The sequence below is a fragment of the Granulicella aggregans genome, from assembly GCF_025685565.1.
GTDB lineage: Bacteria > Acidobacteriota > Terriglobia > Terriglobales > Acidobacteriaceae > Edaphobacter > Edaphobacter aggregans_B.
Window position 1 is genome coordinate 1,312,501 of the sequence record NZ_JAGSYE010000001.1, and the last position, 23,635, is coordinate 1,336,135.

Here is a 23,635-nt window from a genome sequence, read left to right on the forward strand (position 1 = left end):
CTAAATGCTCAACCGTATCCTGCGGAGCCTCACCGCGCTCCTGCTGCTCGCTGTAACCTTCGCATCGCCAGCGCTCCACGCCCAGAACACCGCCACCGCCCAGCTCTCCGGCACCGTTCGTGATGCCACCGGCGCAGCCATCCCCGGTGCAACGGTTACAATTGCCGATGACACCAAGGGCTTCACTCGCACCAGCATCAGCGACGCTGAGGGCAACTACCAGCTTCTGTTGCTGCCGCCCGGAACCTACTCGGTCTCGACCCGCGCAAACGGATTCAACCCCAAGCTGCAGAAGAATGTGACCCTCACGGTCGGCGAGCAGGCCGAACTCTCTGTGACGCTTCCCATCGGCGGTGTCTACGAGCAAGTCATAGTCGATGCCAGCGCCGACGTCATTGAAACCCAGCGCAGCTCCCAATCCACCACCGTCGACCAGCAGAAGATCACCAACCTCCCCACCAACGGCCGCAACTACATCAACTTCACCCTCACCAACTCCCAGATAGCGCGCGACGCCGCGCCCTCCGTCGGCGCCATCCCCACCTCCGGCCTGAACTTCGGCGGCGTCCGCGCCCGTTCCAACTCCATCAACGTCGACGGCGCGGACTCCGGCGACTACGTCTCCGGCGGAACCCGCGCCACCGTCTCGCAGGACGCCGTCCAGGAGTTCCAGATCATCACCAACGGCTTCGCGGCCGAGTACGGTCGGGCCTCCGGCGGAGTCGTCAACATCATCACCAAGTCCGGCACGAACAAGACCCACGCCAGCGCCTTCGGCTTCCTCCGCAACCGATACATCCAGGCCACCAACCCCTTCAGCACCGTAGACCAGCCTGCCTACACCCGCGTCCAGGCCGGCTTCACCGTCGGCGGAGCCATCATCCCCGACAAGACCTTTTACTTCTTCTCCACCGAGATCACCCGCCGCAATGAAACCGGCTTCTCCGACATCGGCTCCAACAACTTCGGCCTCACTACCATCGACGTCAGCAAATTCTTCGGCTACCCTGCAGGTTCCGTCTCCATCGAGGGAACTCCACAGCAGGCCGCAGCCCTCGCCGGCCTTCCGGCGACAACACCCGGCATCCAGCAGTACATCTCCCTGGTCGGCTCGTCTTCTTCACTCGCGACCACCGGCCAGAATCCAGCCTTCCTTCAGCCCACCATCGGTGCGGCAAACTTCGTCACCTCCGGTCAGGCCACACCTGCGTCGTTCGTCCCGTTGAACTCGCTCATCGGCAACTTCCCCATCGGCGAAAAGACCGAGGTCTACTCCCTTCGACTCGACCACAAGCTCACAGAGAATCAGCAGCTCTTCCTCCGCGCCAGCGTCAGCCCCAGCTTCGTCTCCGGCATCGAAGAGAACGCCGCCAACCAGAACCTCGGCGAAAACTCCTTCTCGCGCACCGCCACCCAGCGCTTCCACGACTTCTCGCTGGTCGGCCAGTACACCACGCTCTTCGGCTCGAACAAGGTCAACGAGCTGCGCGCCCAGTTCGCCCGCCACCCCATCAACTTCTCGAACACCAACGCTCCCGGCGGCGACGGCACCGCCGTCAACATCCCCGGCTTCGCCTACTTCGGCAAGACTCCCTTCTCCGTTGTCGACCGCATCGAAGACCAGTCCCAGCTCCAGGACAACTTCACCTACACCCGCGGCTCGCACACCGCCAAGGCCGGTATCGACCTCCGCTACATCGTCATCAACCTGAAGCAGGGCCAGCTTTACGGTGGCGGCGACTACAGCTTCGCGGCCCTCAGCGCGACCGACGTATCTCCCGCGCTCGCCGGTCTCCCCGGCTTCTCGCCTATCCAGGCCTACGGCCTAGGCCTGCCACAGTCCTTCGCCCAGGGCATCGGCAAAACCAGCACGAAGTACGACCTCAAAACCCTCGGCGGCTTCCTCGAAGACAGTTGGCGCATTATCCCCCGCGTCACCCTCAACTACGGCGTCCGCTACGACGTCGAAGCCTTCCCCACCACCGGCGCGCTCAACCCCAGCACCACCGCAGCCGAGCGCCTTTACGGCATTCGCGAAGGCATCCGCCTCCAGGACTCCAACGTCGCACCCCGCATCGGTGCAGCCTGGGACATCACCGGCGAAGGCAAGACCGTCGTCCGCGCCAACTACGGCATCTTCTACGACCGCGCGCCCGGCAATCTTGAATCCCAATCCCTCAAGTTCAACGCCGACACTGTCCCGCTCGTCATCCTCGCCGGAGGATCGCCCTGCACCGCCGCCAGCACTGTCAGCCCGCTCAATCTGAACGCGACCAATACCTTTCAGGGCTCGCTCTCCAACGCCAACTGCCTGCCCGTAGCCAGTCTGAATTACATCCCCGGCCAGCAGCGCTTCGACCCCGACAACTCCAACTCCCTCTTCGTCAACCAGAACTACCTCGCCGCCGGATTCCCGCTCGCAATCCTTCCTTCCGGCCTGCCCGCCGATCTCCACTACGTCACCCCCTACGTTCAGCAGATCTCCTTCGGCGTGGAGCGCGACCTGGGCCACAACTACTCGCTCAACGTCGCCTTCAACTCCACCGGAGGCCGCCACCTCAACCGCCCCGTCAATGTCAACCCGGTCAACCCGGCGCTCGTAGTCACTAACTGGCGCAACGCCGTCGCCGCCGTCAACGCAGGTACCGCGGGAGTCTTCCCCGGAACTCCGCAGTCCGCTGTCGCCTCCGGCACTTCGAACCCACTCACCGTCGCCACCGCCAGCGGCACCATCCCTTGCGGCGTCGGACCGAGTGGCCCCTACGTCGCCCCTCCGCTGCTCAACTTCTTCCGGAAATCCGGCCTCAACACCTCGCTGGGCCAGTTCCTCGATTCGCAAGGCGCAGGCCAGTGCGTCGAACTCGCCAGCCAGGTCGCTGCTGCTTATGGCCTCGGCGTCGGCCAGTCCATCCCCTTCGGCGACATGACCCCCAACCTCACCACCGGCACCTCCAGCTACAACGGACTCTCCGTTAATCTCAAGAAGTCCTACTCAGCCAACTTCGAAGGCCTCGTCAGCTACACCTGGTCGCACGCTATCGACGACTCCACGGATGTGGTATCCACCTCCGACTCTCCGCAGAACAACTTCGCCCCCAACGCCGAACGCTCCCGCTCGGCCTTCGACCAGCGCCACCGCCTCGTCCTCAGCGGCGTCTACAACTCCGGCAAGGTGTCGGGCTCACCCTTCATGCAGAAAGCACTCTCCGGCTTCACCGTCGCTCCCATCATCGAGATCTCCTCCGGCCGCCCCTTCAATATCCTCACCGGCACCGACACCAACTTCGACTTCAACCCGCTCACCGACCGCCCCAACGCCGTTACCCCCGACTCTGCCCCAACCAGCTGCGGCACCGCCCCCGTAGCCTCGAAGTTCTCCCCCACCGGAGCCTTCAACCTGCCCTGCTACATCGACGCCCCCACCAACGCCGCCACCACCGACAGCCACTTCAACGGCAACCTGGGCCGCAACGCCGCAGTAAAACCCTACGTCGTCTTCACCGACTTCCGCCTCGCCCGCGCCTTCGTCCTACCCCACGAGATCGCCCTGCAGATCACCGCCGACGCCTTCAACCTCATCAACAAGAACAACACCCTCGACGTAAATCTCCTCTACACCAACGCCGGACAGGAGACCGCCGCCTCCGACCCACGCCAGTTCCAGTTCGGGGCCCGCCTATCCTTCTAGTTCAATAAAGCCGTCATCCTGAGCGAAGTCCGTCGCGTTTTTTGCGACGGACGGAGTCGAAGGATCCCCGCATTGGCCTTTGTCGTTGCCCTTGCTCTTGTTCTTGCCGTTATTCGTTCCTGCCGTCATCCTGAGCGAAGCGAAGGATCCCGATACCGTTCGCACCACCCAAGCCGCTCGAACCTTTCAACCACGAACGACCAATTGAGCGAGCCACCTACCCACCCAAAGCCAACTGCCCGACCAACACCACATTCAGCGCCGCAATAATCCCCACCGTCACCCATCCCGCAACCCGTACCCGTGGCGGACTCAAAAACTCCCCCATCACGCTCTTACGGTTCGTAAGAATCAGCAGCGGCACCAGCGCAAACGGCAGCGTGAAGCTCAACACCACCTGCGAAAGCACCAGAATCTTCAACGGATCGAGCCCAATCGCGATCACTGCCAGCGCCGGAATAATCGTAATCAGGCGCCGAACAAAAATCGGGAACTTGATATCCAGAAATCCCTCAATAATCACCTGCCCAGCCAGCACCCCCACCGTTGAAGACGAAAGCCCCGAACACAGCAGAGCCACGGCAAACATCGTCGCCGCCGCCGGCCCGAGCAGCGGCCCTAGCGTCCGGTAAGCGTCCTCAATCGAAGGAGACTCAAATCCGGCAGGGGCCAGGGCCACCGCCGCCATCACAATCATCGCGGAGTTGATCAGCCACGCCCCGTTCATCGCCACGATGATGTCCATCAGCTCATAGCGCAGATACCGCTTTGCACTCGCCTTCATCCCGGAGGTCGTCCCCGCCAGCCGCCGTTCGTCCTTGGCCTCAAGCTCCCGAAGGCGCGGCTGCACCAGCGCCGAATGCAAATAAACCACATGTGGCATTACGGTAGCGCCCAGCATCGCCACCGCCGTATAGATGCTGTCGTGAAACGCCTTTGCGCTGCTTCCATCCAGCATCGGCACCAGCGTATGAAAGGCCACTGCGCTCCACTGCGGATGCACCAGGAAGACCTCTACCGCATAACAGATCCCAATGATCGCAACGAAACCGATGATCCCGCCCTCAAACCACCGGTATCCCGCGACCTGCAGAGCAAGTATGGCGAACACCAGGACCGAAGCAATCACCGCCGCAAAGAACAGCGCCCCTGTCCGCGAAAATCCATGCTCCAGCAGCGGCGTTCCAAATAGCAGGTAGATCCCGATCGCCGCTCCCAGAAACTCCGCCAGGTCGGTCGCAATCGCCGATACCTCAGCCGCCACCCACAACAGAATCGTATTCCGCCGCGAAAAATGTCTCCGGCAGTTCTGCGGTAGCGTCAGCCCGGTAACGATCCCCAACTTGGCCGAAAGATACTGAACGAGAATCGCCATCGCATTCGACCACAACAGCACCCAAAGCAGCTTGTAGCCAAACTGGCTCCCGCCCTGGATATTCGCCGCGAAGTTACCTGGATCGATATAGGCCACGCTGGCGACGAACGCCGGACCAAGATAACGCATAAACTCACCGCGCTTCACCCCCTGCGGTGCCGCGTGGATGTCCGTTGTATCCACGTCACGTACTGTTGATCCCGATCCCAATCCAGCTGCCTCAATTATCCAAATTTAGTCTTGCCTATTTATTAGGTTTACCTAAATTAAACTTCTGAGTCAAACTGTTAACTCGAACGTCGTACCGCTTTGAAAGAACCCATGCCACAACGCAGCACTGAATCCGTCGACAACTACCTCAAGGCCATCCTCACCTTGAGTGAACACCCAGGCGAGCGCCAACCCGGCCGCGTAGCCAGCAACGCTCTCGCCGCCCACCTCGGTGTCGCGCCGGCCTCGGTTACCAACATGCTGCAGAAGCTCGCCGCAGCCGCCGAACCTCTCGTCGAGTACGAGCGCCACCGTGGCGTTCTCCTCTCGAGCTCCGGCCGCCGCCGCGCACTCGAAATCGTCCGTCACCATCGCCTCATCGAGACCTTTCTCTACGAAGTCCTCGACTACCCCATCGAAGAGCTCCACGAAGAGGCTGAACGCCTCGAGCACTTCATCTCAGAGCGCTTCGAAGAACGCATCGCCGCCAAGCTCGGCCATCCCACCACCGACCCCCACGGCCACGCCATCCCGTCGCTCGAAGGCGAGATGCCGCCGCGTTCTTCCATGTGCCTCACCGACGTCTCCGAGGGCACCTTCATCGTCGACAGCCTCTCCGACCGCGACGCCCCCATATTGCGTTCGCTCAAGGCCAGCGGCCTCACCCCCGGAGCGAAGGTCCGTGTCACTCGTTCTCAGGCGGACTCCTTCTCTGTCCGCATCGGCCGCTCCGCGACGCCGCTCGATCTCCCGGCAGAGGTAGCCCGCGAAGTCCGTATCCTCCCCATCGCCAAGTAGCTTTCGCGCCCGTACCTCGCCCGGGTGCCCCATCCATCCAGTCTTATCGGATGGGTGGGACGTAAGACGTCCCCAGGCCAACTCCACCACAAAACCCACTATCATCAATCCCTGGAGACTCATAGAAAATGAAGGTCCTCGTACTAGGCGGCGGCGGCCGCGAACACGCCCTCGCATGGGCAATCGCGCAATCCACCCGCGTCACCGAACTCGTCATCGCCCCCGGCAATGGCGGCATCGCCGCCTGGGGAGCCACCGCAAAGGTTCCCGTCCGCTGCATCCCCGTCGACGGCAACAGCCTCGAAGCCATGCTCGCCCTCGCGCTTGCCGAGCACCCCGGCCTCACGGTCATCGGACCTGAAGTTCCCCTGGCTCTCGGCCTGGTCGACGAACTCGAACGCCACGGCCTCCGCGTCTTCGGCCCCACCAAAGCCGCCGCCGAGCTCGAGTCCAGCAAGGCCTTCGCCAAGCAGTTCATGCAGCGACACGAGATCCCCACCGCTGCCTACGCCGTCTGCCACTCGCCCGAAGAAGTCGCTAACGAACTAGCTGCATTCGCTCTTCCCGTAGTCGTCAAGGCCGATGGCCTCGCCGCCGGCAAAGGCGTCGTCATCTGCGCCAGCAGCGAAGAGGCCCAACAGGCCGCCAATGAGATGTTCTCCGGCACGCTCCTCGGCGCAACCGTCGACCGGGTCGTCCTCGAAGAGTTCCTCCTCGGCGAAGAGCTCTCCTTCTTTGCCCTCTGCGACGGGACCCACGCTGTTCCGCTCGCCGCCGCGCAGGACCACAAGCGCATCGGCGAAGGCGACACCGGCCCCAACACCGGCGGCATGGGCGCCTACTCCACCGACGCTCTGATGTCGCCTGCCATGCGCGACTGGCTCACCGCAAACGTCGCCCAGCCGGTGGTAGACGGCATGGCCGCTGCCGGAACTCCTTTCAAGGGCATCCTCTTCTGCGGCATCATGATGGTGCCCGAGGAAAGTTCCCTCACCGAACCCCAAAGCCCTGCCCCGGACCCTCAAACTGCCGTCATCCTGAGCGCAGCGAAGGATCCCCGCATTGCGTTCGGCGGTAAACCCGTCCGCCCCATGGTCCTCGAGTTCAACACCCGCTTCGGCGACCCCGAGACCCAGGCCCTCATGCTCCGCCTCGACACCACCAAGACCGACATCGTCGACCTCTTCACCGCTGCCATCAACGGCACCGCCGACAAGTTAGAGATCGCCATGAAGCACGGTGCCAGCGTCTGCGTCATTGCTGCCAGCGAGGGCTACCCCGGCAAGTACCCCAGCGGCCGCGCCATCTCCGGTCTCGCCACCCAGCCCGACACCGCCGCCGTCACCGTCTTCCACTCCGGCACGGCTCTCAAAGATAAAAAGATAGTCACCGCCGGAGGCCGCGTCCTCGGCATCACCGCCTACGCCGCCGACCTCCGCAGCGCCCTCGATCAGGCCTACGCCCGTCTCGACCAGATCACCTTCGAAGGCATGCAGTTCCGCCGCGACATAGGCTGGCGCGCCCTCCGCCCCTAAAGGGCGTCATCTCGAGCGAAGCCCAGCGCAGTGGAGAGACCCCGCATCTTCGTCTCTTCCGTAAAACTCAGAACCATTCGTGCCCCATGCATCGCAGCTTCATCGCGATGCGTGGGACCGCCCTAGCTACCGCCATATCAGCAACGTCCCCTCGGAGCTTGTCATCCTTTGCGAAGCCGAGATCTGCTTTGCCTTCTCAATCACTCAGCCCCAGGTGATACCCTTTCCCCGGAAACCCCGCACGTACCTAACACAAAGCCCCGTGAGGATCCGTGCCAGCCGCGTCGCCTGCTAAATCTTCGCTCTACCTCATCGGAGCAGCCCTCCTCGTTCTGCTTCTGGCCGCCCAGCTCATCCACGTCAGCCGCGCCACCTCTATGACCTGGGACGAGGGCCATCACCTCTACGACGGCTACAACACCTGGAAGAACTTCGACTACCGCCTCAACCCCGAGGTCCCGCCGCTGGTCAAGCTCATCTCGGCGTTGCCCCTTCTCCACGCGAAAATCTACGTCCCGCCAAATCAAGAGCGCGAAGAACAAACCGAGGCCTATCTCGACGGTCGCGCCTTCCTTCTCGCCAACGGCTACGACCGCATCCTCATTCCCGCACGCATGTCCTGCATGATCTTCACGCTCGCGCTGGCGTTGCTGCTCTACGCAGCCACCCGCGAGATCTTCGGCCCACTCGCCGCCCTCTTCGCCCTTGCGCTCTTCACCTTCGATCCCAACTTCCTCGCCCACGGCGCACTCGTCACCACCGACGTTCCCTGCGCCTGCCTGATGCTCGCCTCCATCTACGCCTGGTACCGCTACTGCAAGCGCCCCGCAGCCCTCCGTCTGCTGTTGGTCGCGTTTGCAATCGGCCTCTCGGTCGTCGCCAAGTTCACTGGCATCTTCTTCTGGCCGATGCTTCTCCTCCTCGCCGTAGGTGAGGCCGTTCAACGCCGCAGCCTCCGCCTCTTTGGCCAGCGCCTCGCCGCGCTACTTGCCGTCGCAGTCGTAGCCTACTCAATCCTGTGGTCCTTCTACGGCTTCCGCTACGCCCCCGCCCCCAACGGTCGCGATACCAACCCTCCCTTCGCCGAGTACCTCCACAAAGTCCCACGCCCCGCCGACGCTGCCCACCTCGAACTCCTCGCCAAACACCATCTCCTCCCCGAGGCCTACATCTTCGGCCTCGCCAACACCAAGATCACCGAGAACGCCGACACCAGCTACTTCTTCGGCCACGTCTACCGCCACGGCACCTGGCTCTACTTTCCCGCCGCCTTCCTCATCAAATCCACGCTGCCGTTCCTCATCCTGCTCTGCCTCGTGCCGCTAGCCGCCCGGCGTGCTCGATGGAGCAACCGAGCCTTCGACCTCACCTTCCTCCTGCTTCCCGTCGCCGTCTATCTCGCCATCGCGATGAGCTCCAGCATGAACATCGGCCATCGCCACCTGCTGCCCATCTACCCTTTCCTCTACATCCTCATCGGAGGCGGGGCCATCGCGCTCTACGAGTCGAACCGCCGCTGGGCAGCGCCCATGGCCGCTCTCCTAATCTGGCAGGTAGTCACTTCCGTCTACGCCGCTCCGGGCTATATGGGCTATGGCAACGAGGCCTGGGGCGGCTCCGACAACGTCCACAACTACCTCAGCGACGCCAACACCGACTGGGGCCAGCAGCTCAAAGACGTGAAGCTCTACATCGACCAGCACCACATCACCAACTGCTGGTTCGCCTACTTCGTCGACGGCGTCACCGAGCCCTCCGACTACGGCATTCACTGCAAGCGCCTGCCTACGCAGGAGACCACGCTCTGGATGAACCTGCCGATGGACGTCCCACCCGAGATCGACGGCACCGTCTTCCTCTCCGATAGTGACCTTCAGGGCATCGAGTACGGCGAAGGCGCGCTCAACCCCTACGACAGCTTCCACTCGATCAAACCCACCGCCATCATCGAGCACGGCCTCTTCGTGTATGACGGCCACTTCTCGCTTCCCCTCGCCAGCGCTCTCGATCAGGCGGAAAAAGCCGACACGGCACGCTATGCGAAGCACCTCGACGATGCCCTCGTCCACGCCCAACAGGCTGTCGCATTGGCCCCGCAATCGGTCCGTACACAGAGCGCTCTCGCCGACGTCCTCGCCGAGCAAGGCCGCTCCGCCGAAGCCCGCACTCACTACGCCGCTGCCCTCGAAAGCGCCCGAACCATCGAACCTGAGCTACAAGCTGACCAGGTCCCGGGCCTCGAACAGAAGCTGAAGCCGTAACCCCGGGTGTTTGTCTTGCTTTTTGTTTGTCATTCCCGAAGGGAATCTGCGTTTGCTGTTGCACTTTCATCACCACAGCAAGCGCGAATCACTCCAACCGCATCTCTATCCAGAGACCCTCGAAGATCTGGAGCGCATACCCCATGGCATTGTTCGCCGATGTAGCCTCGCTGGCCGAGTACCTCGCAGGCGAACCCAGCCGCTTGAAGAAGCGAGCGGCCATCGCCGCTGCCCTTCGCGTGGCGCATGCTGCGGCACCAGCCAGCAACGACGCCGGCCTTCTAGCTCTCTACATCGCTGGAACGCCCTTCGCCGAATCCGACCCACGGAAACTCAACGCCGGAGTTGCTCTGCTCTCTAGCGTCGTGAAAGCCATCACTGGCGCGAGCGACGCGGCTCTTACCGCAGCCTTCCGCCGCCATGGCGATATGGGTGCTGCCGCCTTCGACCTCTGGCCACTGCAGGCGACCATCACGCTCACGCTCTCCGAGGTCGCCAAGACCTTTGCGGCCATGCCCTTCGCGAAGACGACGGCTGTTCGCGGCGAGCTCGTCCAGCGCCTCCTTCGCCGCTCCACTCCGCTCGAAGTCAAGTATCTGCTCAAGCTGATGTTGGGCGACATGCGCATCGGCGTGAAACAAAGCCTCGTCGAAGAGGCGATCGCCGCTGCGGCATCGGTCGAAGACGGCATCCAGATACCGGTCAAAGATGTCCGCCACGCCGTCATGCTCGAAGCCGACCTCGGCCGCGCCACTGCCATGGCCTTCTCCGGCACCCTTAATCAAGCCACGATGCGACTCTTTCACCCGCTTGGGTTCATGCTCGCCAGCCCCGTCGAATCGCCGGAAGAGGCCGTAGAGCGCTTCACCGCAAAGCCACGCAAGTCTGAACCGGACGACAGCGAAGCCGAACAAGCCGGCGTCGAAGAAGGACTCCCACAGATCGAAGCCTTCCTCGAAGACAAATACGACGGCATGCGCGCCCAAATTCACTGCGGCGAAGGCTTGCGCGTAGCCATCTACTCCCGCAACAAAGAAGAGATCACGGAGAGCTTCCCCGATATCGAAGAGGCTTTCGCATCTGTCCCGGCTAGCACGGGCGGTCTGATTTTAGATGGCGAAATTCTCGGCTGGGACTTCGCCACCGGCCAGGCGCTGCCCTTCGCCGTCATGGGACAGCGCATTGGCCGCAAGCGCGTTCCCGCAGAGGTCCTGCGCAAGATTCCTGCCGTCTTCATGGCCTTCGATCTCCTCTACGCGGCAGGAGAGCTCCAGCTCGAGCAGACATTGAAAGACCGTCGCAATGCCCTCGAAGCCATCGTCGAGCAACTTGGCACGCTGGCGACATCCCCTATCCCGATCGAAGACCGCACGCCTCCCGCGCAAGCTGATCTCTTCTCTCAACTCGAACCATCACCGGTCGACGACGAGAAACTCCCGCGCCTCATGCTCTCGCCGTCGCGCCTGGTCGAATCCGCCGAAGAGATTGACCGCGCCTACGCCGCCGCCCGGGCCCGTGCCAACGAAGGCGTCATGCTCAAGGCCGCCAACTCGCACTATCAGCCCGGCCGCCGCGGTCTGGCATGGCTCAAGCTTAAACGCGAACTCGCCACCCTCGACGTCGTCATCACCGGGGCCGAGTTCGGCCATGGCCGCCGCGCGGGCATCCTCAGCGACTACACCTTCGCCGTGCGCGGCCCCGCCTTCCACCAGACTGGCGAACTTCTCAACGTAGGCAAGGCCTACTCCGGCCTCACCGACGCCGAGATTGCCGAACTCAGCGCCTGGGCCATGGCTCACACGCTCGAAGACCAAGGCCACTTCCGGACCGTAGAACCACTTCGCGTGTTGGAGGTGGCATTCAACAACATCATGCGCAGCGACCGCCATGCCAGCGGCTTCGCCATGCGCTTTCCCCGTATCCTCCGCATCCGCGACGACAAGCCGCTAGACGAGATCGACACTCTCGACCGCGTCGAAGAGATCTACCAAAGCCAGGTAGACAAGCCAGTGGAGTGAAGTGGCGAGGGTTACCCCGACCGCTTCGTCCGAATGATGTCTTCGCAGTTGAAACACTGCCGCATCGCGATCCCCGGCTTGCCTGTCTCGCGGTTGTTCGGGTGGATCGCCTGGAGCCGGTTGCACTTCTCGGTGATGTGATAGACATCGCTGCCGATGCCCCACGTAGGCGGAATCTCGGGTGTAAACCCCGGTTCCGATGGAAATAAAAGAGTCGCCTGCACCCTTCAAGTCTATCGACCGCGCCGGTGGAAACGCCGCGCCGTTTTCACCCCACGTTTACTTTTGGGTGAACCTCGGCGCAAACTCTCTGCATCCTAAATCACATGGAATATCGTCAACTCGGCAAGTCAGGATTCAAGGTGCCGGAGCTCTGCTTCGGTTGTGGAACATTCGGCGGACAGGACAACGAGTTCTTCAAGGCCTGGGGAGCATCCGACGTCGCCGAGGCCCGCAAGATCGTCGACATCTGCATGGAAGCCGGCCTCAACTTCTTCGACACCTCCGACATCTACTCCTACGGCTCCAGCGAAGAGGTCCTCGGCAAGGCCATCGACCACATCAAGCGCGAAGACGTCCTCATCTCCACCAAGGCCACCTTCCGCTTCGGCAAAGGCCCGAACGATGTCGGCTCCTCCCGCTACCACCTCACCCAGGCGCTCGAAGGCTCCCTCAAGCGCCTTGGCACGGACTACATCGACGTCTACCACCTCCATGCCTTCGACGCGACCACTCCCGTCGAAGAGACCCTGAACACGCTCGACAACTTCATCCGCCAGGGCAAAGTCCGCTACATCGCCGCGTCGAACTTCTCCGGCTGGCACCTCATGAAGTCGCTGTCGGTGAGTGAGCGTTACGGCTGGGCCCGCTACATCGGTCACCAGGTCTACTACTCGCTGGTAGGCCGCGACTACGAGTGGGAGCTGATGCCTCTCGCCGCCGAGCAGGGCGTGGGCGCGCTCGTCTGGTCGCCCCTTGGCTGGGGCCGTCTCACTGGCAAAATCCGCCGCGGCCATCCGCTGCCCGAGACCAGCCGCCTCAACTCGAAGCTGGCCGTAGACGCTGGCCCGCAGGTTCCCGAGGAGTATCTCTACAAGGTCGTCGACGCCCTTGTAGAGGTCGCCTCCGAGACCGGCAAGACCGTCCCGCAGGTCGCCCTCAACTGGGTCCTCCGTCGTCCCACCATTTCGACCGTCATCATCGGTGCCCGCAACGAAGAGCAGTTGAAGCAGAACCTCGCCGCCGTAGGCTGGCAGCTCACACCAGAGCAGATTGCCAAACTCGACGCTGCCAGCGCCGTCCCGCTCGCCTATCCCTACTGGCACCAGGCCTTCTTCTCGGAGCGCAATCCCTTCCCCGTCCCCCAGAAGTAGCCGGCCGTTTACAGGTCTGTGCCCCATCTCATCGCAGCAACATCGCGATGAGTGGGACAGCCTGAGGTCACTCCGAATAATTCGGCAACTGCTTCAGGTGGTGCTTCAAGTGAGCGATGTAGTCCTCGATCAGGAAGCCCAGCTCCAGCGGGCCTTCTTCGAAGTGCCACACGTTCCCCAGATGCTCGAGCCGAACATGTTGAATTACGTAGGCAAGATGCGTGTTGAAGACCCGCCACGTCTCGAGTGCCTGCATCCACGGCATCACCGCGTAGCACTGCACCGCGACCCACTCCTCCTGCTTGTAGCCGGGAAGATGCAGGTCGGGCTCGATCTGCAGCCGCACAAAGCGCTGGTGATTGTTCGCCGCCGAGTCGATCAAATGCCCGATGACCTGCTTCGGGCTCCACTTGTTCTTCCCCAGCGGCTGCGTGGTCAGCGGCTCCGGCAGACGGCAAAGCGTGTCGAAACCCTGCTCGACGACCGCGCGGAGTTCGGCGGCAAGCTTCTTCGGTTCAAGTGCGGATAGATCGCTGGGCTGGGCGTACCGCATTGGCATAAACCTCTCCTCAAAACACTCTAACCTCCGAGCGGCACGGCAACCGGCTTGCCCTTTTCGTTCACACGAACCTTCGCCGCCGGCGTGTGATGGTCGTGCGTGAATAGCACCGTCCACTGCTCCGGAATCGCCCGCTCATAAAACCGCTTCCGTTCCGCAATGCACCGCACCGGATCCAGGTCATACGCGATCACCCACGTCGGGTCGAGATGGTGCGCCGTCGGAACCAGGTCGCCGATGTAGCATGCATGCTCGCTCGCTCCGCCATGCGACTTCGACTCGATATGAACGCCGATCATCTGTGCCGTGTGCCCCGGAAACTCCTCAACGGAAATCCCGGGCACGATCTCCGGATTGGCCCGGATGCCGTCGCTCGTAAGCAGCGTCATCTGGCCGGACTCAATCAGAGGATCGTAGTTCGGCGAAAGATAGCTCACCCGATCGCGATCGAGCTGCAGGTGACCGTGTGCGACCTCACCCGCATGGGCAAAGTATCGCGCATTCGGAAAGGTTGGTGTCACCGAGCCATCAGGAAACAGCGTCGTGTTCCAGCCGCAATGGTCGAAATGCAGATGGGTATTCAGCACAACGTCCACTTCCTCTGGTCGAACGGCGGCAGCGGCAAGCGAAGCGGGCAGCAGCGCTTGATTTTGATGGATCTCCCGCATCTTCGCGGACTGTTTGTTGCCGATGCCGGTCTCGATCAGCACTACATGCCTGCCAGTCCGCACCACGACAGTATTCAGGCCCAGCAGGATGCGGTTCAGATCGTCCGCCGGCGTCCGCTTCGACCACAGCGTCTTCGGCACCACCCCGAACATCGCGCCGCCATCCAGCAGATACGTGCCGTCTGAGCAGATGGCTACGTCGTATTCGCCAACCGCCAGCCGCCCCCGCACCAGATCGCCGTCGCTGGCCCGCGCCGCCGGATGTGCCGTCATAGTTGCCGAGTCGCCCACGCAGAGTAGTCTACCCCGCCAGCGCCCGCTCCCGATGGCACCGCGCCTCACTCTCGGCGCGCAGACGCGCAAGCGATCTAACCGGAGCAGCGATACGCCACGTCGGGACTCGGAGCAGCCTCGACTAAGCCTGGGGCTGCATCATTCCTGTGGACATGGGCTCGCTCATCGCCGCCGACAGGTCAAAGCTGACCGGGGGCGCTGCCACGACCACCGCCGCCGGACGCTTGCCCTGGAAGCACTGGCGACAGAGCACAGGACGTCCCTGGGTCGGTTTGAACGGCACCGTCGTCTCGATATGACACTCGGAACACTCGGTTCGCGTCTCCGTCCGTGCAACTGCCGTGGCGGGAACTCCGGGGGCGCGCATCCCGACGCTGGCGCGCTTGGCCTTGCAGGGTTTACACCGCTTGGGATCGTTCTTGAATTGTTTGTCGAGGAAGAATATCTGCTCTCCGGCAGTGAATACGAACTGGCCGTGGCAGTCAACGCAGGTCAGAAGTCTGTCGATAAACTCGGTTTGCATCGCTTTTCTCCATGTCGTGCAGGAAAAAGGATGATCACTCCACCGACCGTCGGACGCGGTCGCGTGAGGTGGTCAAGCTTGATGTGGCGGGGCCCGATGTTGTCAGTTTCTGGACGCGGCAGCAGGAGAGGGTTCTGCCGGTCAAAGCTCGCGAGTAAGAAAACTCGCCGAGCGATCTGCGGAAGGCCGCCACCGTTACGCCTTCTATGTGCCTAAACTCGGCAAGGGCATTGGGCGGCGACCGTCCGATAGTTGTTCCATACTGCTTGTACTGCTTGGTGCGTAATACTTTTGGTGCTTAATTCAGAAACGGACCTAGTCCTGTTCCTTACGAACCTTCTTGCGGTTGCGCTTGCGGGCCAGTGCTTCCTTCACCCGCTTCTTCTCGCCCGGCTTCAGGTAAAAAGAGTGACGTTTCACTTCTTTGATAATGTCTTCCGTCTGCACTTTACGCTTGAACCGGCGAAGAGCGTTCTCAAGAGGTTCACCTTCCTGAACACGAATCTCTGCCAAGGGAAATACACCTCCAAACCATCCCTGATCGGGTTTATATCTCAGGATACCTCCTTATGCCAGAGAAAAATAGGATAATTACGCAGCTTTTTAGGGGGATGCCACGTCCTGCCCGCTGATGCCGCACTTTGACCACTGCGGAACCGGCTTCGGCCGGGGTTAGCATAGGCCTATGATTCGCGCCTACCAGGGAAAACTTCCACTCATTCCAGCAACCTGCTACGTCGACTATTCCGCCCAGGTCATCGGGGATGTCACTCTCGGCGAACACAGCAGCATCTGGATGAACGCCGTGGTCCGCGGAGACGTCCACTCCATTCGCATCGGCGCTCGTTCGAACGTGCAGGACTGCGCCGTCCTGCACGGTATGCGGCATGTCTATCCAGTCACTATCGGCGAAATGGTAACCATCGGCCACAACGCCACGATCCACGGCTGCACCCTCGAAGACGCTGTCCTGATCGGCATCGGTGCTGTCGTCCTGAACGACGCCCGAATCGGAGAGGGTTCCATCATTGCCGCCGGCGCGGTCATTCCAGAACACACCGTCATACCCCCGAACTCGCTCGTCGCGGGAGTTCCCGGCAAGATCCGCCGAACGCTCGGCGACGCCGACCGCGAGATGATCCTCAAATACGCTCAGAACTACCTGGACTACACGAGGATCTACCTGGAGGAGACTGGATTCACTTCAGGAACCGAGGAAACCCTGAAATAACCGGAAAAAACCAGCAAAATGTTCCACGTGGAACATTTGGAACCGCTCCGTGGAGCCTCGCACTCAACCTTCGTTTCGAGTTCCCAGCCAGAAACCGACGGCCATCAACTGCGCCACAATCAGCACTTCCAGGATGAAAGTCATGCTTTCGGGGACTTTGATCGCTTCCGGATAGAGCATCGTTAGCACAATCAGGGCCACCGCCATGCAGGCAGCGGCGACATAGGCTGTCGCTCGGGCGAAACTGACGCGCGTGGCCGATCGTCGCGGAGGCTCGTTCGCAAGGACAGCACGGAGACGTAGCTGGAAGTCAGCGGGCATCGCGATTTCGGGCTTGCGCTCCAGCGCTGCGATCAATGCAGATTCCTGGTTGTTTTGTTCTGGGTTCATCGCGTGACTACCTCCCGCGGGCGGATTCTGGTTCTTACTGCGTCACCGAGGCGTTGCCGTCCTCGGTGTAGATGCGTCCGGACCGTACCTATGGGCAGATGAAGGATCTCCGCGATCGCCTCATAACTGCACTCTTCCTGATGATAGAGCACAAGAACGGCGCGTTCGTTCTCTGCGAGCGACAGCAGCTCGCAGTCCACCGTCTGCCAGAACTCCTGCTCCAGGAGTTGCTGTTCGGCATCGGGATCGGGGTGCGCAAAGGATTCCATGTAGTCAGGCGTAGCTTCATCCCGGGCCGAAAACGGTGCCACTCTGACGGTCCTCTCTTTACGGCGGCGTTTCCACTCATCCTGCGCGACGTTGACGACGATCCGGTAAAGATAAGTCGAGATCTTCGCCTGACCACGAAAGTTATCCAGGGCGCGATAGAGACGCAGAAAGACCTCCTGCGCGAGGTCGTCAACCTGTTGCCGGTCGCCGGTCAGACGCAGCAGCGTTCGAAAGACCATGGCCTGGTGCTCGCGGACGATCTCCTCGAATTGGGGATGTGTCTGCAAGTTAGGTAAGACCGCAGTATGCGCCGAAAGTTTCACCGCGCGCCATGAAACTTTCAGCGAAGGGCCAGGTCTAACCCGGCCAGAAACAAACAAGAGATGAGGAGAAAGATATGTTGATGGAGATGGAGAGCGCGTTCAACAGCCCGTTTGTGGTTCCGGTTGCCGGGACGGCCATGATCTTCGGCATCGTGGCGGTGTCAAAGATCAGCGAGTACAACACGCGCAAGCTGCAGTATGAAGAGCGTATGGCGGCGATCGCAAAGGGTATTCCGCTGCCCGAACTGCCGCCGGCACCGATGCGTAACCTGTTCGTGAACCTGCAGATGCGAATGGCAAATGTGCGTCGCGGCGGCATCGTCCTGGTGGCTACTGGGATTGGGGCTGCGACGTTCTTCATCGTGCTGGCCTGGATCCTGCAGCAGCGCGAAGTGCTGTCAGGCGCGGCTGCGGCGATCATTCCGTTCGCAATTGGAATCGGATTGCTGATCGACGCGTGGGCCCAGGCGCGCGAGATGGGGAATAGCGGGCCGACGAACGGGCTCTAAGGCGATATTGCTTGACGGGTTCGATAGACTAGAACTCTTATGTCGACCCTGAAAGCTGTACGCGGCACCCGTGACCTGCTGCCGCCCGAGACCGCACTTTGGAACCGCGTCGAGGCCACTGCCCGCGCTGTATTTGCCCGTTATGGATTCGGGGAGATCCGCACGCCCGTCTTTGAAGACACGCAACTATTTGTCCGCGGCGTGGGCGAAGAGACCGATGTCGTCTCGAAGGAGATGTACACGTGGGAGGATCGCGCCCGCGCTGCCAGTGAAAAGGCGCAGTCGCTGACTCTTCGGCCGGAGAACACGGCTGGTGTGGTTCGCTCATATATCGAACATAAGATGGGCGATACGGGCATGTTGCAGAAACTCTTCTACATCGGGCCGCAGTTCCGCCGGGAGCGGCCGCAACGTGGAAGATACCGTCAGTTCTGGCAGATCGGCGCTGAGGTCCTCGGCCCGCAGAGCTCCGGCGCAGAGTCGGCTCTGCGTGATGCCGAGGTGCTGGAGATGCTGGCGGCACTGCTCGACGAACTGGGCATTCCGCGCGCGTCTGAAGAAAACGGCGGCAAGGGCTGGCGGCTGGCGCTGAACTCTGTAGGCTCCTCGACAGACAGACCGCGCTATATTGCCGCGCTTCGGGTAGCTCTCGAGCCAGTGAAGGCGACGATGTGCGCCGACTGCCAGCGTCGCGCGGACACCAACCCTCTGCGCGTGCTCGACTGCAAGGTTCCAGAGGACCAGCCCATCATCGAGACCCTGCCAAAGATCGCCGAGTACCTGGACGAGGCCTCAACGGCGCACTTTGCCGCCGTGCGCGAGGCGCTCGACGCTTGTGGTGTCGCGTATGTGCTTGAGCCGAGACTGGTTCGTGGCCTCGATTACTACACGCGAACCACCTTCGAGTTTACCGTCGCGCTGGGCCTGGGAACGCAGAACGCCCTGCTAGGCGGCGGCCGGTACGACGGTCTGAGCGAGATGCTGGGCGGCCCGAGGGCTCCGGGAATCGGTTTCGCGATTGGTGAGGACCGTCTCATCCTGACCTTGCAGGCTCTGGCTGAGGCAGGCTCCATTGCCATCGACGAGAGCAAGCTCGACGCCTATATCGCCCCGATGGGCGCGGGCCAGAACGCCGCTGCGTTGGCTCTGGCGAAGGAACTGCGCGCTTCGGGTTTGACGGTAGAGGTAGGCGACGGCAGCTTCCGGCTGAAAAAATCGTTCGAGCTGGCCGACAAGCTGGCGCGACGAATCGTCATCCTGGGCGAGGACGAGGTGGCGACCGCGACCGCGACCGTCAAGACCTTCTCTACGGGCGAGCAGGTGAAGTTGGAGCGCGGGTCGCTTTCGGATCTGCTTCGATCCTGAGCGTCTATGGCCTTCGATAGACTGTGGGGCCACGAAAGAGATCTGCCGGGCCGGTTACGAGACCGCCAATGACGGCTCCGATTCCGGCCCCGGCAGCGGCGAACTCTCCTTTGTCGTCGCCGAAGAAGCTGTCTTTTCCACCGCCAGCCCGACTCCAACGCCAACCCCTACGCCAGCGCCGATACCTGCGCCGATTGCGGTAGAGATGCCGTAGCGAGTGAGCTTGACGCTCTTCACGTTGGCGCGCTGGAAGGTGTGTTTGCCGCAAACCAGGGTCGCGTCGTCGACGGAGAGCAGTTTGCAGGTGGCCCCGCCCTTGTCCGCGGAGACGTGAATCCTTGTCTGTGCCGGAAGCGCCTTGAGGTGGTCCCAATTGGATCCGGCGGGTGCCTGTGCGAGCGCAGAGACCGTGACTACGAGGACGCCGGCGGTGATGCCTGAGAGAGCGATCAGGCAGAAGGTGCGACGTGACACAAGCGGGGCGCGGAGTAGCAATGGCGATTGGCGCACATTCCCTCACAGATGCAGCGGATTTCCGGCACGGCAGACTTTATGGCGATGTCGATTGGTCAACATTGTAGTGGGACTGGCGGGCGTTACAAGATAATTCGACGGTACGGTCGGCTTTCTCGCGGCAGCCGATGTGAAAGCGCCGCTCTATCGACGCGCAGGCTGGCGGAAGTTCGTACAATAGAAGCACTGTGACACTCGACTTTTTAGGCAAGCTGCAACGAACGAAGATGTGCGGAGATCTCCGCGCTGAGGATGCTGGTGACGACGTAGTCCTGATGGGCTGGGTGAACCGGCGGCGCGACCATGGCAACCTGATCTTTCTCGATGTGCGCGATCGCAGCGGCATTACGCAGATCGTGCTCGACAAAGAGAAGTCGGCCGAGGCCCATGCGAAGGCCGAGGCGGCACGCAGCGAGTATGTCGTCGCGGTGAAGGGAAGCGTGCGCAAGCGTGCGGCTGGCCTTGAGAACCCGAACATGTCGACGGGCGACGTTGAAGTTGTCGCCCATGAATTGCTGCTACTGAACGAGGCGAAGACGCCTCCGTTCTCGCCGGCTGAAGAGGCGATTGCGAATGAAGAGGTACGGCTGAAGTATCGCTATCTCGATCTGCGCCGAGTGGAGATGCAGAAGAACTTCGCGCTGCGCAGCCGCGTGGCGATGGCGATTCGGAATTACCTCGTCAGCGAAGGCTTCCTCGAGATCGAGACCCCGTTCATGACGCGGTCGACGCCTGAAGGCGCGCGGGATTATCTCGTCCCGAGCCGCGTTCATGCGGGACATTTTTATGCGCTGCCGCAGTCTCCGCAAATCTTCAAGCAGATCCTGATGATCTCGGGCTTCGATAAGTACTTCCAGATCGCGCGGTGTTTCCGCGACGAGGACCTGCGTGCCGACCGGCAGCCGGAGTTTACGCAGATTGACCTTGAGACGACGTTCCCGCAGCAGGAGCTGATCTTCGGATTTGTCGAAGGATTTTTGAAGGCTGCGTTTAAGGAGGCGGGCATTACGCTTGAGCCGCCGTTCGTGCAGATGACTTATGACGATGCGATCAAGAACTATGGCATCGACAAGCCGGATATGCGGCTTCCGGCGATGGTCTCTTTGACCGATGAACTTACGCCGGAGCTGCGCGAGACGTTGAAGATCGAGCAGACTCTGCCGGTGCTCGGGTTCGTGATCCCATCGGTCGGCGAACTGAGCGGGACGGCACGTAAGTCGCTGCTGTCGGAGATTCGCGGTGGCTTCGGCGATAGCGGATTGGACTTGCTGGATGTCGCGAGGCTGAAGACGAACGAGACCTTCGCTCCGCTGGCTGCGGCGATTGAGGCGAAAGTTGGTGTTGTCGCGGACGACTTGCTGGTTGTGGTTACACCAAAGCTGGGAACGCCTGCGATGTGGAACTACGATCCGCAGTGGATCTACAAGCGTGTCGGAGCGCTGCGGCTTACGCTGGCAGCGAAGTATGCGGACAAGCACAAGCGCTTCGAGCAGACGGGCACAGCGGCGGACTTCAAGTTCCTCTGGGTCACCGACTTCCCTATGTACGAGTGGGACGAGGAGCACAAGGTATGGAATGCGGCGCACCATCCGTTTACCTCGCCGCATGAAGAGGACATCAAGGCGGGCAAGCTGACGAACGATAAGGGTGCGGTGCGTGCGCTCGCGTATGACATCGTTCTGAACGGCACGGAGCTGGGATCGGGATCGATTCGTATCCATCGCCAGGACGTGCAGGCGGAGATCTTCCGGTCGCTTGGCATGACAGATGAAGAGGCGCATGAGCGGTTCGGCTTCTTCCTGGATGCGCTGGAGTATGGCACGCCTCCGCATGGCGGGATTGCGCTTGGGCTCGATCGCATCGTGATGATTCTTGCGGGCGCGACCAGCCTGCGCGAGGTGATCGCGTTCCCGAAGACAGCCAAAGCGATCGATCTGATGGTCGATGCTCCAACACCGGTGAGCGATCAGCAGTTGAAAGAGTTGAGTCTGCGGGTGGCGACGCGGAGTTAGCAGCGGGACGATTGTGATGGGCGCTCCGAACGAAATGCGGGGATCCTTCGCTTCGCTCAGGATGACGGCCTTTTCAAGGTCGAGACGGCCGGGCAGCGGATTAAGGGCTTGAAGTATTTGTAACTTCTGGAGGAGCAAATGCAACTTCGTCGTTCTCTCTGTGCTTTGGTGCTTGTTGTAACGGGGTTTGCTGTAACTGCCGTGGCGCAGACTTCGCAGTCACCGCTGGTGCCGGAGAATACGTTGCCGCCGCATCGCACGACGCTGGTCTTCGGGCAGAAGATTGCGTACTACGATTCGGGTTCGGGGCCGACGCTGGTGCTGGTGCATGGCTTCGCCAGCCAGGCTCGCTTCGACTGGGGCAACGTGATCGTGCCGTTGAGCAAGCATCATCGTGTGATTGCGCTCGACCAGATTGGGTTTGGCAACTCCGATAAGCCGTTTATCGATTACAGCATCCAGACCTACGTGGACTTTCTTGGCGAGTTCCTGCGCACGCTGCGGGTGGAGAAGTTTGACCTTGCGGGCGAGAGTCTTGGTGGATGGATCGTGGCGAACTACACGATGCAGGCGCTGGCTCCGGCGAATGACGGCAAGTATGCGCTGCCTAAGCCTTCGCACCTGATCCTTGAAGATGCTGCGGGTCATACATCGCTGCACTCCGTATTGCAGCGGATTCCGATCGCGGGAAATCTGCGCGACGCGGCGGCCGTGGCCATCGTCTTCTACGACAAGTCGCGGGTGACGCCGGAGTTTATCCGCGAGAACTTTGCGATCAAGTTGAAGGCGAATGATGGCATGACCGAGCGGCTGCTGGTGGGCAATCCCGAGACAGACAAGGAAGTCGTGGGCGACAACCTGAAGGGCATCAGTATTCCCACGCTGGTGGTGTGGGGCGGCAACGATGAGCTGGTTCCGCTGGCCGATGGCAAGGACTATGCAGCGAAGATTCCCGGAGCGAAGCTGGTGATTGTGCCTGAGTGCGGTCATGCGCCGTCGCTCGAGAAGCCGAAGGAGTTTGTCGACGCTGTGACAGGGTTCCTGGGCAACTGAGATGGCCCGCTCCGCTGGTCTTGAGCGTCAGCCGGGCGGAAGCTCAAACAAGGCATCGAAGACGCGTCCAACGATCTTCTTGATGGTCGCCTGGTCGAGCAGGGCGGTCTCCAACTGTGTCTCGAGGACCAGCGTGGAGATGATGGGAAAGATGGCTTCGACGGCTGATGTGAGTCTGATTCCGTCTTTCCTGCCGGGCTGTAGCCCAAGGATGCCGGAGATTCGTTGTTCATCATTGTCCGTGATGAAGGCTCTCCTCAAATCCTGCAGACGAGACTTCGATTCAGGATGGCGCAGGGCGAAGAGCTTGAATTCGAGTAGAAGCAGGGACCACGCCTTGTCTTCGGTGCGCTGAAGGTAAAAAGACCGCAGCGCTTTAAGATTGCCTTCGGCGCTGGTGGAGACGGACAGGAACTTCTCCATCTGTGCCCGGAAGCAGTTGGACCGCTCTTCGATAAGGGCAAGGAAGATGTCTTCCTTACTCTTGAACTGGGCATAAATAGCGCCCTTGGTGCGTCCGGCGAGGGCCGCGATCTCGCCAAGATCGGCGCCTTCGTAACCGTCCCGAACGAAGATCGTTTCGGCAGCTTGCAGGAGACGCGCCCGCGTCTCCCTGGTTTTGAGCTCGTGCTTATTTGCAGCTTTTTCGACTGTCATCATTCCTGAT

General features: G+C 61.4%; 22 protein-coding genes. 11 read left to right on the forward strand and 11 right to left on the reverse strand.

Going from position 1 to position 23,635, the window contains the following annotated elements; all coding sequences use genetic code 11:
• The first annotated feature begins 4 nt into the window (after positions 1-4).
• The gene (locus OHL18_RS05265; RefSeq protein WP_263373775.1) at positions 5-3,688 is read left to right on the forward strand and encodes a TonB-dependent receptor; all 3,684 of its coding nucleotides are present in this window, start codon (positions 5-7) and stop codon (positions 3,686-3,688) included.
• Here the strand turns inward: OHL18_RS05265 and OHL18_RS05270 are convergent.
• Entirely contained in the window at positions 3,677-3,856 is a 180-nt protein-coding gene (locus OHL18_RS05270) for a hypothetical protein (RefSeq protein ID WP_263373776.1), read from the reverse strand. The two genes, OHL18_RS05265 and OHL18_RS05270, sit on opposite strands and share 12 nt — an antisense overlap.
• 49 nt (positions 3,857-3,905) lie before the next feature.
• Positions 3,906-5,192, reverse strand: coding sequence for an Nramp family divalent metal transporter (locus OHL18_RS05275; protein WP_396274230.1), 1,287 nt, complete (start codon positions 5,190-5,192; stop codon positions 3,906-3,908).
• 192 nt (positions 5,193-5,384) lie between these two features.
• Between OHL18_RS05275 and OHL18_RS05280 the strand changes: the two genes are divergently transcribed.
• From OHL18_RS05280 to OHL18_RS05295, 4 genes are all read left to right on the forward strand, one after another.
• The gene (locus OHL18_RS05280; RefSeq protein WP_263373777.1) at positions 5,385-6,071 is read left to right on the forward strand and encodes a metal-dependent transcriptional regulator; all 687 of its coding nucleotides are present in this window, start codon (positions 5,385-5,387) and stop codon (positions 6,069-6,071) included.
• A 128-nt stretch (positions 6,072-6,199) separates the two neighbouring features.
• Positions 6,200-7,606: a phosphoribosylamine--glycine ligase gene (gene purD / locus OHL18_RS05285; protein ID WP_263373778.1), complete on the forward strand. Its 1,407-nt coding sequence runs from the start codon at positions 6,200-6,202 to the stop codon at positions 7,604-7,606.
• A gap of 272 nt (positions 7,607-7,878) precedes the next feature.
• The gene (locus OHL18_RS05290; RefSeq protein WP_263373779.1) at positions 7,879-9,867 is read left to right on the forward strand and encodes a glycosyltransferase family 39 protein; all 1,989 of its coding nucleotides are present in this window, start codon (positions 7,879-7,881) and stop codon (positions 9,865-9,867) included.
• Positions 9,868-10,010: 143 nt separating this feature from the next.
• Positions 10,011-11,885 (forward strand): ATP-dependent DNA ligase, encoded by a 1,875-nt coding sequence (locus OHL18_RS05295; RefSeq protein ID WP_263373780.1) that lies wholly within the window; start codon positions 10,011-10,013, stop codon positions 11,883-11,885.
• A gap of 11 nt (positions 11,886-11,896) precedes the next feature.
• Here the strand turns inward: OHL18_RS05295 and OHL18_RS05300 are convergent, their stop codons facing one another.
• On the reverse strand, positions 11,897-12,109 hold the full coding sequence (locus tag OHL18_RS05300) for a hypothetical protein (protein WP_263373781.1): 213 nt from the start codon (positions 12,107-12,109) through the stop codon (positions 11,897-11,899).
• Between the two features lie 102 nt (positions 12,110-12,211).
• Between OHL18_RS05300 and OHL18_RS05305 the strand changes: the two genes are divergently transcribed.
• Positions 12,212-13,258 carry an aldo/keto reductase gene (locus OHL18_RS05305; protein WP_263373782.1) on the forward strand — a complete coding sequence of 349 codons (1,047 nt, stop codon included), beginning with the start codon at positions 12,212-12,214 and terminating at the stop codon, positions 13,256-13,258.
• A 67-nt stretch (positions 13,259-13,325) separates the two neighbouring features.
• Here OHL18_RS05305 and OHL18_RS05310 read toward each other — a convergent pair whose 3' ends face one another.
• The 4 genes from OHL18_RS05310 to rpsU all read right to left on the reverse strand — a co-directional run bounded on the left by OHL18_RS05310 (position 13,326) and on the right by rpsU (position 15,815).
• Positions 13,326-13,817, reverse strand: a complete 492-nt coding sequence (locus tag OHL18_RS05310; RefSeq protein WP_263373783.1) for a DinB family protein — start codon at positions 13,815-13,817, stop codon at positions 13,326-13,328.
• Positions 13,818-13,837: 20 nt separating this feature from the next.
• On the reverse strand, positions 13,838-14,758 hold the full coding sequence (locus OHL18_RS05315) for an MBL fold metallo-hydrolase (protein WP_263373784.1): 921 nt from the start codon (positions 14,756-14,758) through the stop codon (positions 13,838-13,840).
• Between the two features lie 142 nt (positions 14,759-14,900).
• A complete protein-coding gene (locus OHL18_RS05320) occupies positions 14,901-15,302 on the reverse strand; it encodes a zinc-ribbon domain containing protein (protein ID WP_263373786.1) in 402 nt (133 codons plus the stop codon).
• Positions 15,303-15,617: 315 nt separating this feature from the next.
• On the reverse strand, positions 15,618-15,815 hold the full coding sequence (gene rpsU, locus OHL18_RS05325) for a 30S ribosomal protein S21 (protein WP_013581735.1): 198 nt from the start codon (positions 15,813-15,815) through the stop codon (positions 15,618-15,620).
• 172 nt (positions 15,816-15,987) lie between these two features.
• On the opposite strand from rpsU, the gene OHL18_RS05330 reads away from it, so the two are divergent.
• Positions 15,988-16,533 (forward strand): gamma carbonic anhydrase family protein, encoded by a 546-nt coding sequence (locus OHL18_RS05330; RefSeq protein WP_263373787.1) that lies wholly within the window; start codon positions 15,988-15,990, stop codon positions 16,531-16,533.
• A gap of 63 nt (positions 16,534-16,596) precedes the next feature.
• On the opposite strand, the gene OHL18_RS05335 is transcribed toward OHL18_RS05330, so the two are convergent.
• The gene (locus OHL18_RS05335; RefSeq protein ID WP_263373788.1) at positions 16,597-16,923 is read right to left on the reverse strand and encodes a hypothetical protein; all 327 of its coding nucleotides are present in this window, start codon (positions 16,921-16,923) and stop codon (positions 16,597-16,599) included.
• Positions 16,920-17,480 (reverse strand): RNA polymerase sigma factor, encoded by a 561-nt coding sequence (locus OHL18_RS05340; RefSeq protein WP_263373789.1) that lies wholly within the window; start codon positions 17,478-17,480, stop codon positions 16,920-16,922. The genes OHL18_RS05335 and OHL18_RS05340 overlap by 4 nt, the downstream gene beginning before the upstream one ends.
• 110 nt (positions 17,481-17,590) lie before the next feature.
• Here OHL18_RS05340 and OHL18_RS05345 point away from each other — a divergent pair, with 110 nt between their 5' ends.
• Both OHL18_RS05345 and hisS read left to right on the forward strand, forming a co-directional pair.
• Positions 17,591-18,025: a DUF6249 domain-containing protein gene (locus OHL18_RS05345; RefSeq protein ID WP_263373790.1), complete on the forward strand. Its 435-nt coding sequence runs from the start codon at positions 17,591-17,593 to the stop codon at positions 18,023-18,025.
• A 39-nt stretch (positions 18,026-18,064) separates the two neighbouring features.
• Positions 18,065-19,390, forward strand: coding sequence for a histidine--tRNA ligase (hisS, locus tag OHL18_RS05350; protein ID WP_263373791.1), 1,326 nt, complete (start codon positions 18,065-18,067; stop codon positions 19,388-19,390).
• Between the two features lie 54 nt (positions 19,391-19,444).
• Here hisS and OHL18_RS05355 read toward each other — a convergent pair whose 3' ends face one another.
• The gene (locus OHL18_RS05355; RefSeq protein ID WP_263373792.1) at positions 19,445-19,864 is read right to left on the reverse strand and encodes a hypothetical protein; all 420 of its coding nucleotides are present in this window, start codon (positions 19,862-19,864) and stop codon (positions 19,445-19,447) included.
• 266 nt (positions 19,865-20,130) lie between these two features.
• Here OHL18_RS05355 and aspS point away from each other — a divergent pair, with 266 nt between their 5' ends.
• Both aspS and OHL18_RS05365 read left to right on the forward strand, forming a co-directional pair.
• Positions 20,131-21,915, forward strand: coding sequence for an aspartate--tRNA ligase (gene aspS / locus OHL18_RS05360; protein ID WP_396274232.1), 1,785 nt, complete (start codon positions 20,131-20,133; stop codon positions 21,913-21,915).
• A 138-nt stretch (positions 21,916-22,053) separates the two neighbouring features.
• On the forward strand, positions 22,054-22,968 hold the full coding sequence (locus tag OHL18_RS05365) for an alpha/beta fold hydrolase (protein WP_263373793.1): 915 nt from the start codon (positions 22,054-22,056) through the stop codon (positions 22,966-22,968).
• 27 nt (positions 22,969-22,995) lie between these two features.
• On the opposite strand, the gene OHL18_RS05370 is transcribed toward OHL18_RS05365, so the two are convergent.
• Positions 22,996-23,628, reverse strand: coding sequence for a TetR/AcrR family transcriptional regulator (locus OHL18_RS05370; RefSeq protein ID WP_263373794.1), 633 nt, complete (start codon positions 23,626-23,628; stop codon positions 22,996-22,998).
• Positions 23,629-23,635: the final 7 nt, after the last annotated feature.

Bases quoted from the DNA above. Each gene is read 5' to 3' on its own strand.
- OHL18_RS05320 (WP_263373786.1), bottom strand. From the start codon at position 15,302: ATGCAAACCGAGTTTATCGACAGACTTCTGACCTGCGTTGACTGCCAC.
- purD (WP_263373778.1), top strand. From the start codon at position 6,200: ATGAAGGTCCTCGTACTAGGCGGCGGCGGCCGCGAACACGCCCTCGCA.
- OHL18_RS05295 (WP_263373780.1), top strand. From the start codon at position 10,011: ATGGCATTGTTCGCCGATGTAGCCTCGCTGGCCGAGTACCTCGCAGGC.
- OHL18_RS05335 (WP_263373788.1), bottom strand. From the start codon at position 16,923: ATGAACCCAGAACAAAACAACCAGGAATCTGCATTGATCGCAGCGCTG.
- OHL18_RS05330 (WP_263373787.1), top strand. From the start codon at position 15,988: ATGATTCGCGCCTACCAGGGAAAACTTCCACTCATTCCAGCAACCTGC.
- OHL18_RS05365 (WP_263373793.1), top strand. From the start codon at position 22,054: ATGCAACTTCGTCGTTCTCTCTGTGCTTTGGTGCTTGTTGTAACGGGG.
- OHL18_RS05310 (WP_263373783.1), bottom strand. From the start codon at position 13,817: ATGCCAATGCGGTACGCCCAGCCCAGCGATCTATCCGCACTTGAACCG.
- hisS (WP_263373791.1), top strand. From the start codon at position 18,065: ATGTCGACCCTGAAAGCTGTACGCGGCACCCGTGACCTGCTGCCGCCC.
- OHL18_RS05280 (WP_263373777.1), top strand. From the start codon at position 5,385: ATGCCACAACGCAGCACTGAATCCGTCGACAACTACCTCAAGGCCATC.
- aspS (WP_396274232.1), top strand. From the start codon at position 20,131: ATGTGCGGAGATCTCCGCGCTGAGGATGCTGGTGACGACGTAGTCCTG.
- OHL18_RS05370 (WP_263373794.1), bottom strand. From the start codon at position 23,628: ATGATGACAGTCGAAAAAGCTGCAAATAAGCACGAGCTCAAAACCAGG.
- OHL18_RS05345 (WP_263373790.1), top strand. From the start codon at position 17,591: ATGTTGATGGAGATGGAGAGCGCGTTCAACAGCCCGTTTGTGGTTCCG.
- OHL18_RS05275 (WP_396274230.1), bottom strand. From the start codon at position 5,192: ATGCGTTATCTTGGTCCGGCGTTCGTCGCCAGCGTGGCCTATATCGAT.
- OHL18_RS05315 (WP_263373784.1), bottom strand. From the start codon at position 14,758: ATGACGGCACATCCGGCGGCGCGGGCCAGCGACGGCGATCTGGTGCGG.
- OHL18_RS05265 (WP_263373775.1), top strand. From the start codon at position 5: ATGCTCAACCGTATCCTGCGGAGCCTCACCGCGCTCCTGCTGCTCGCT.
- OHL18_RS05305 (WP_263373782.1), top strand. From the start codon at position 12,212: ATGGAATATCGTCAACTCGGCAAGTCAGGATTCAAGGTGCCGGAGCTC.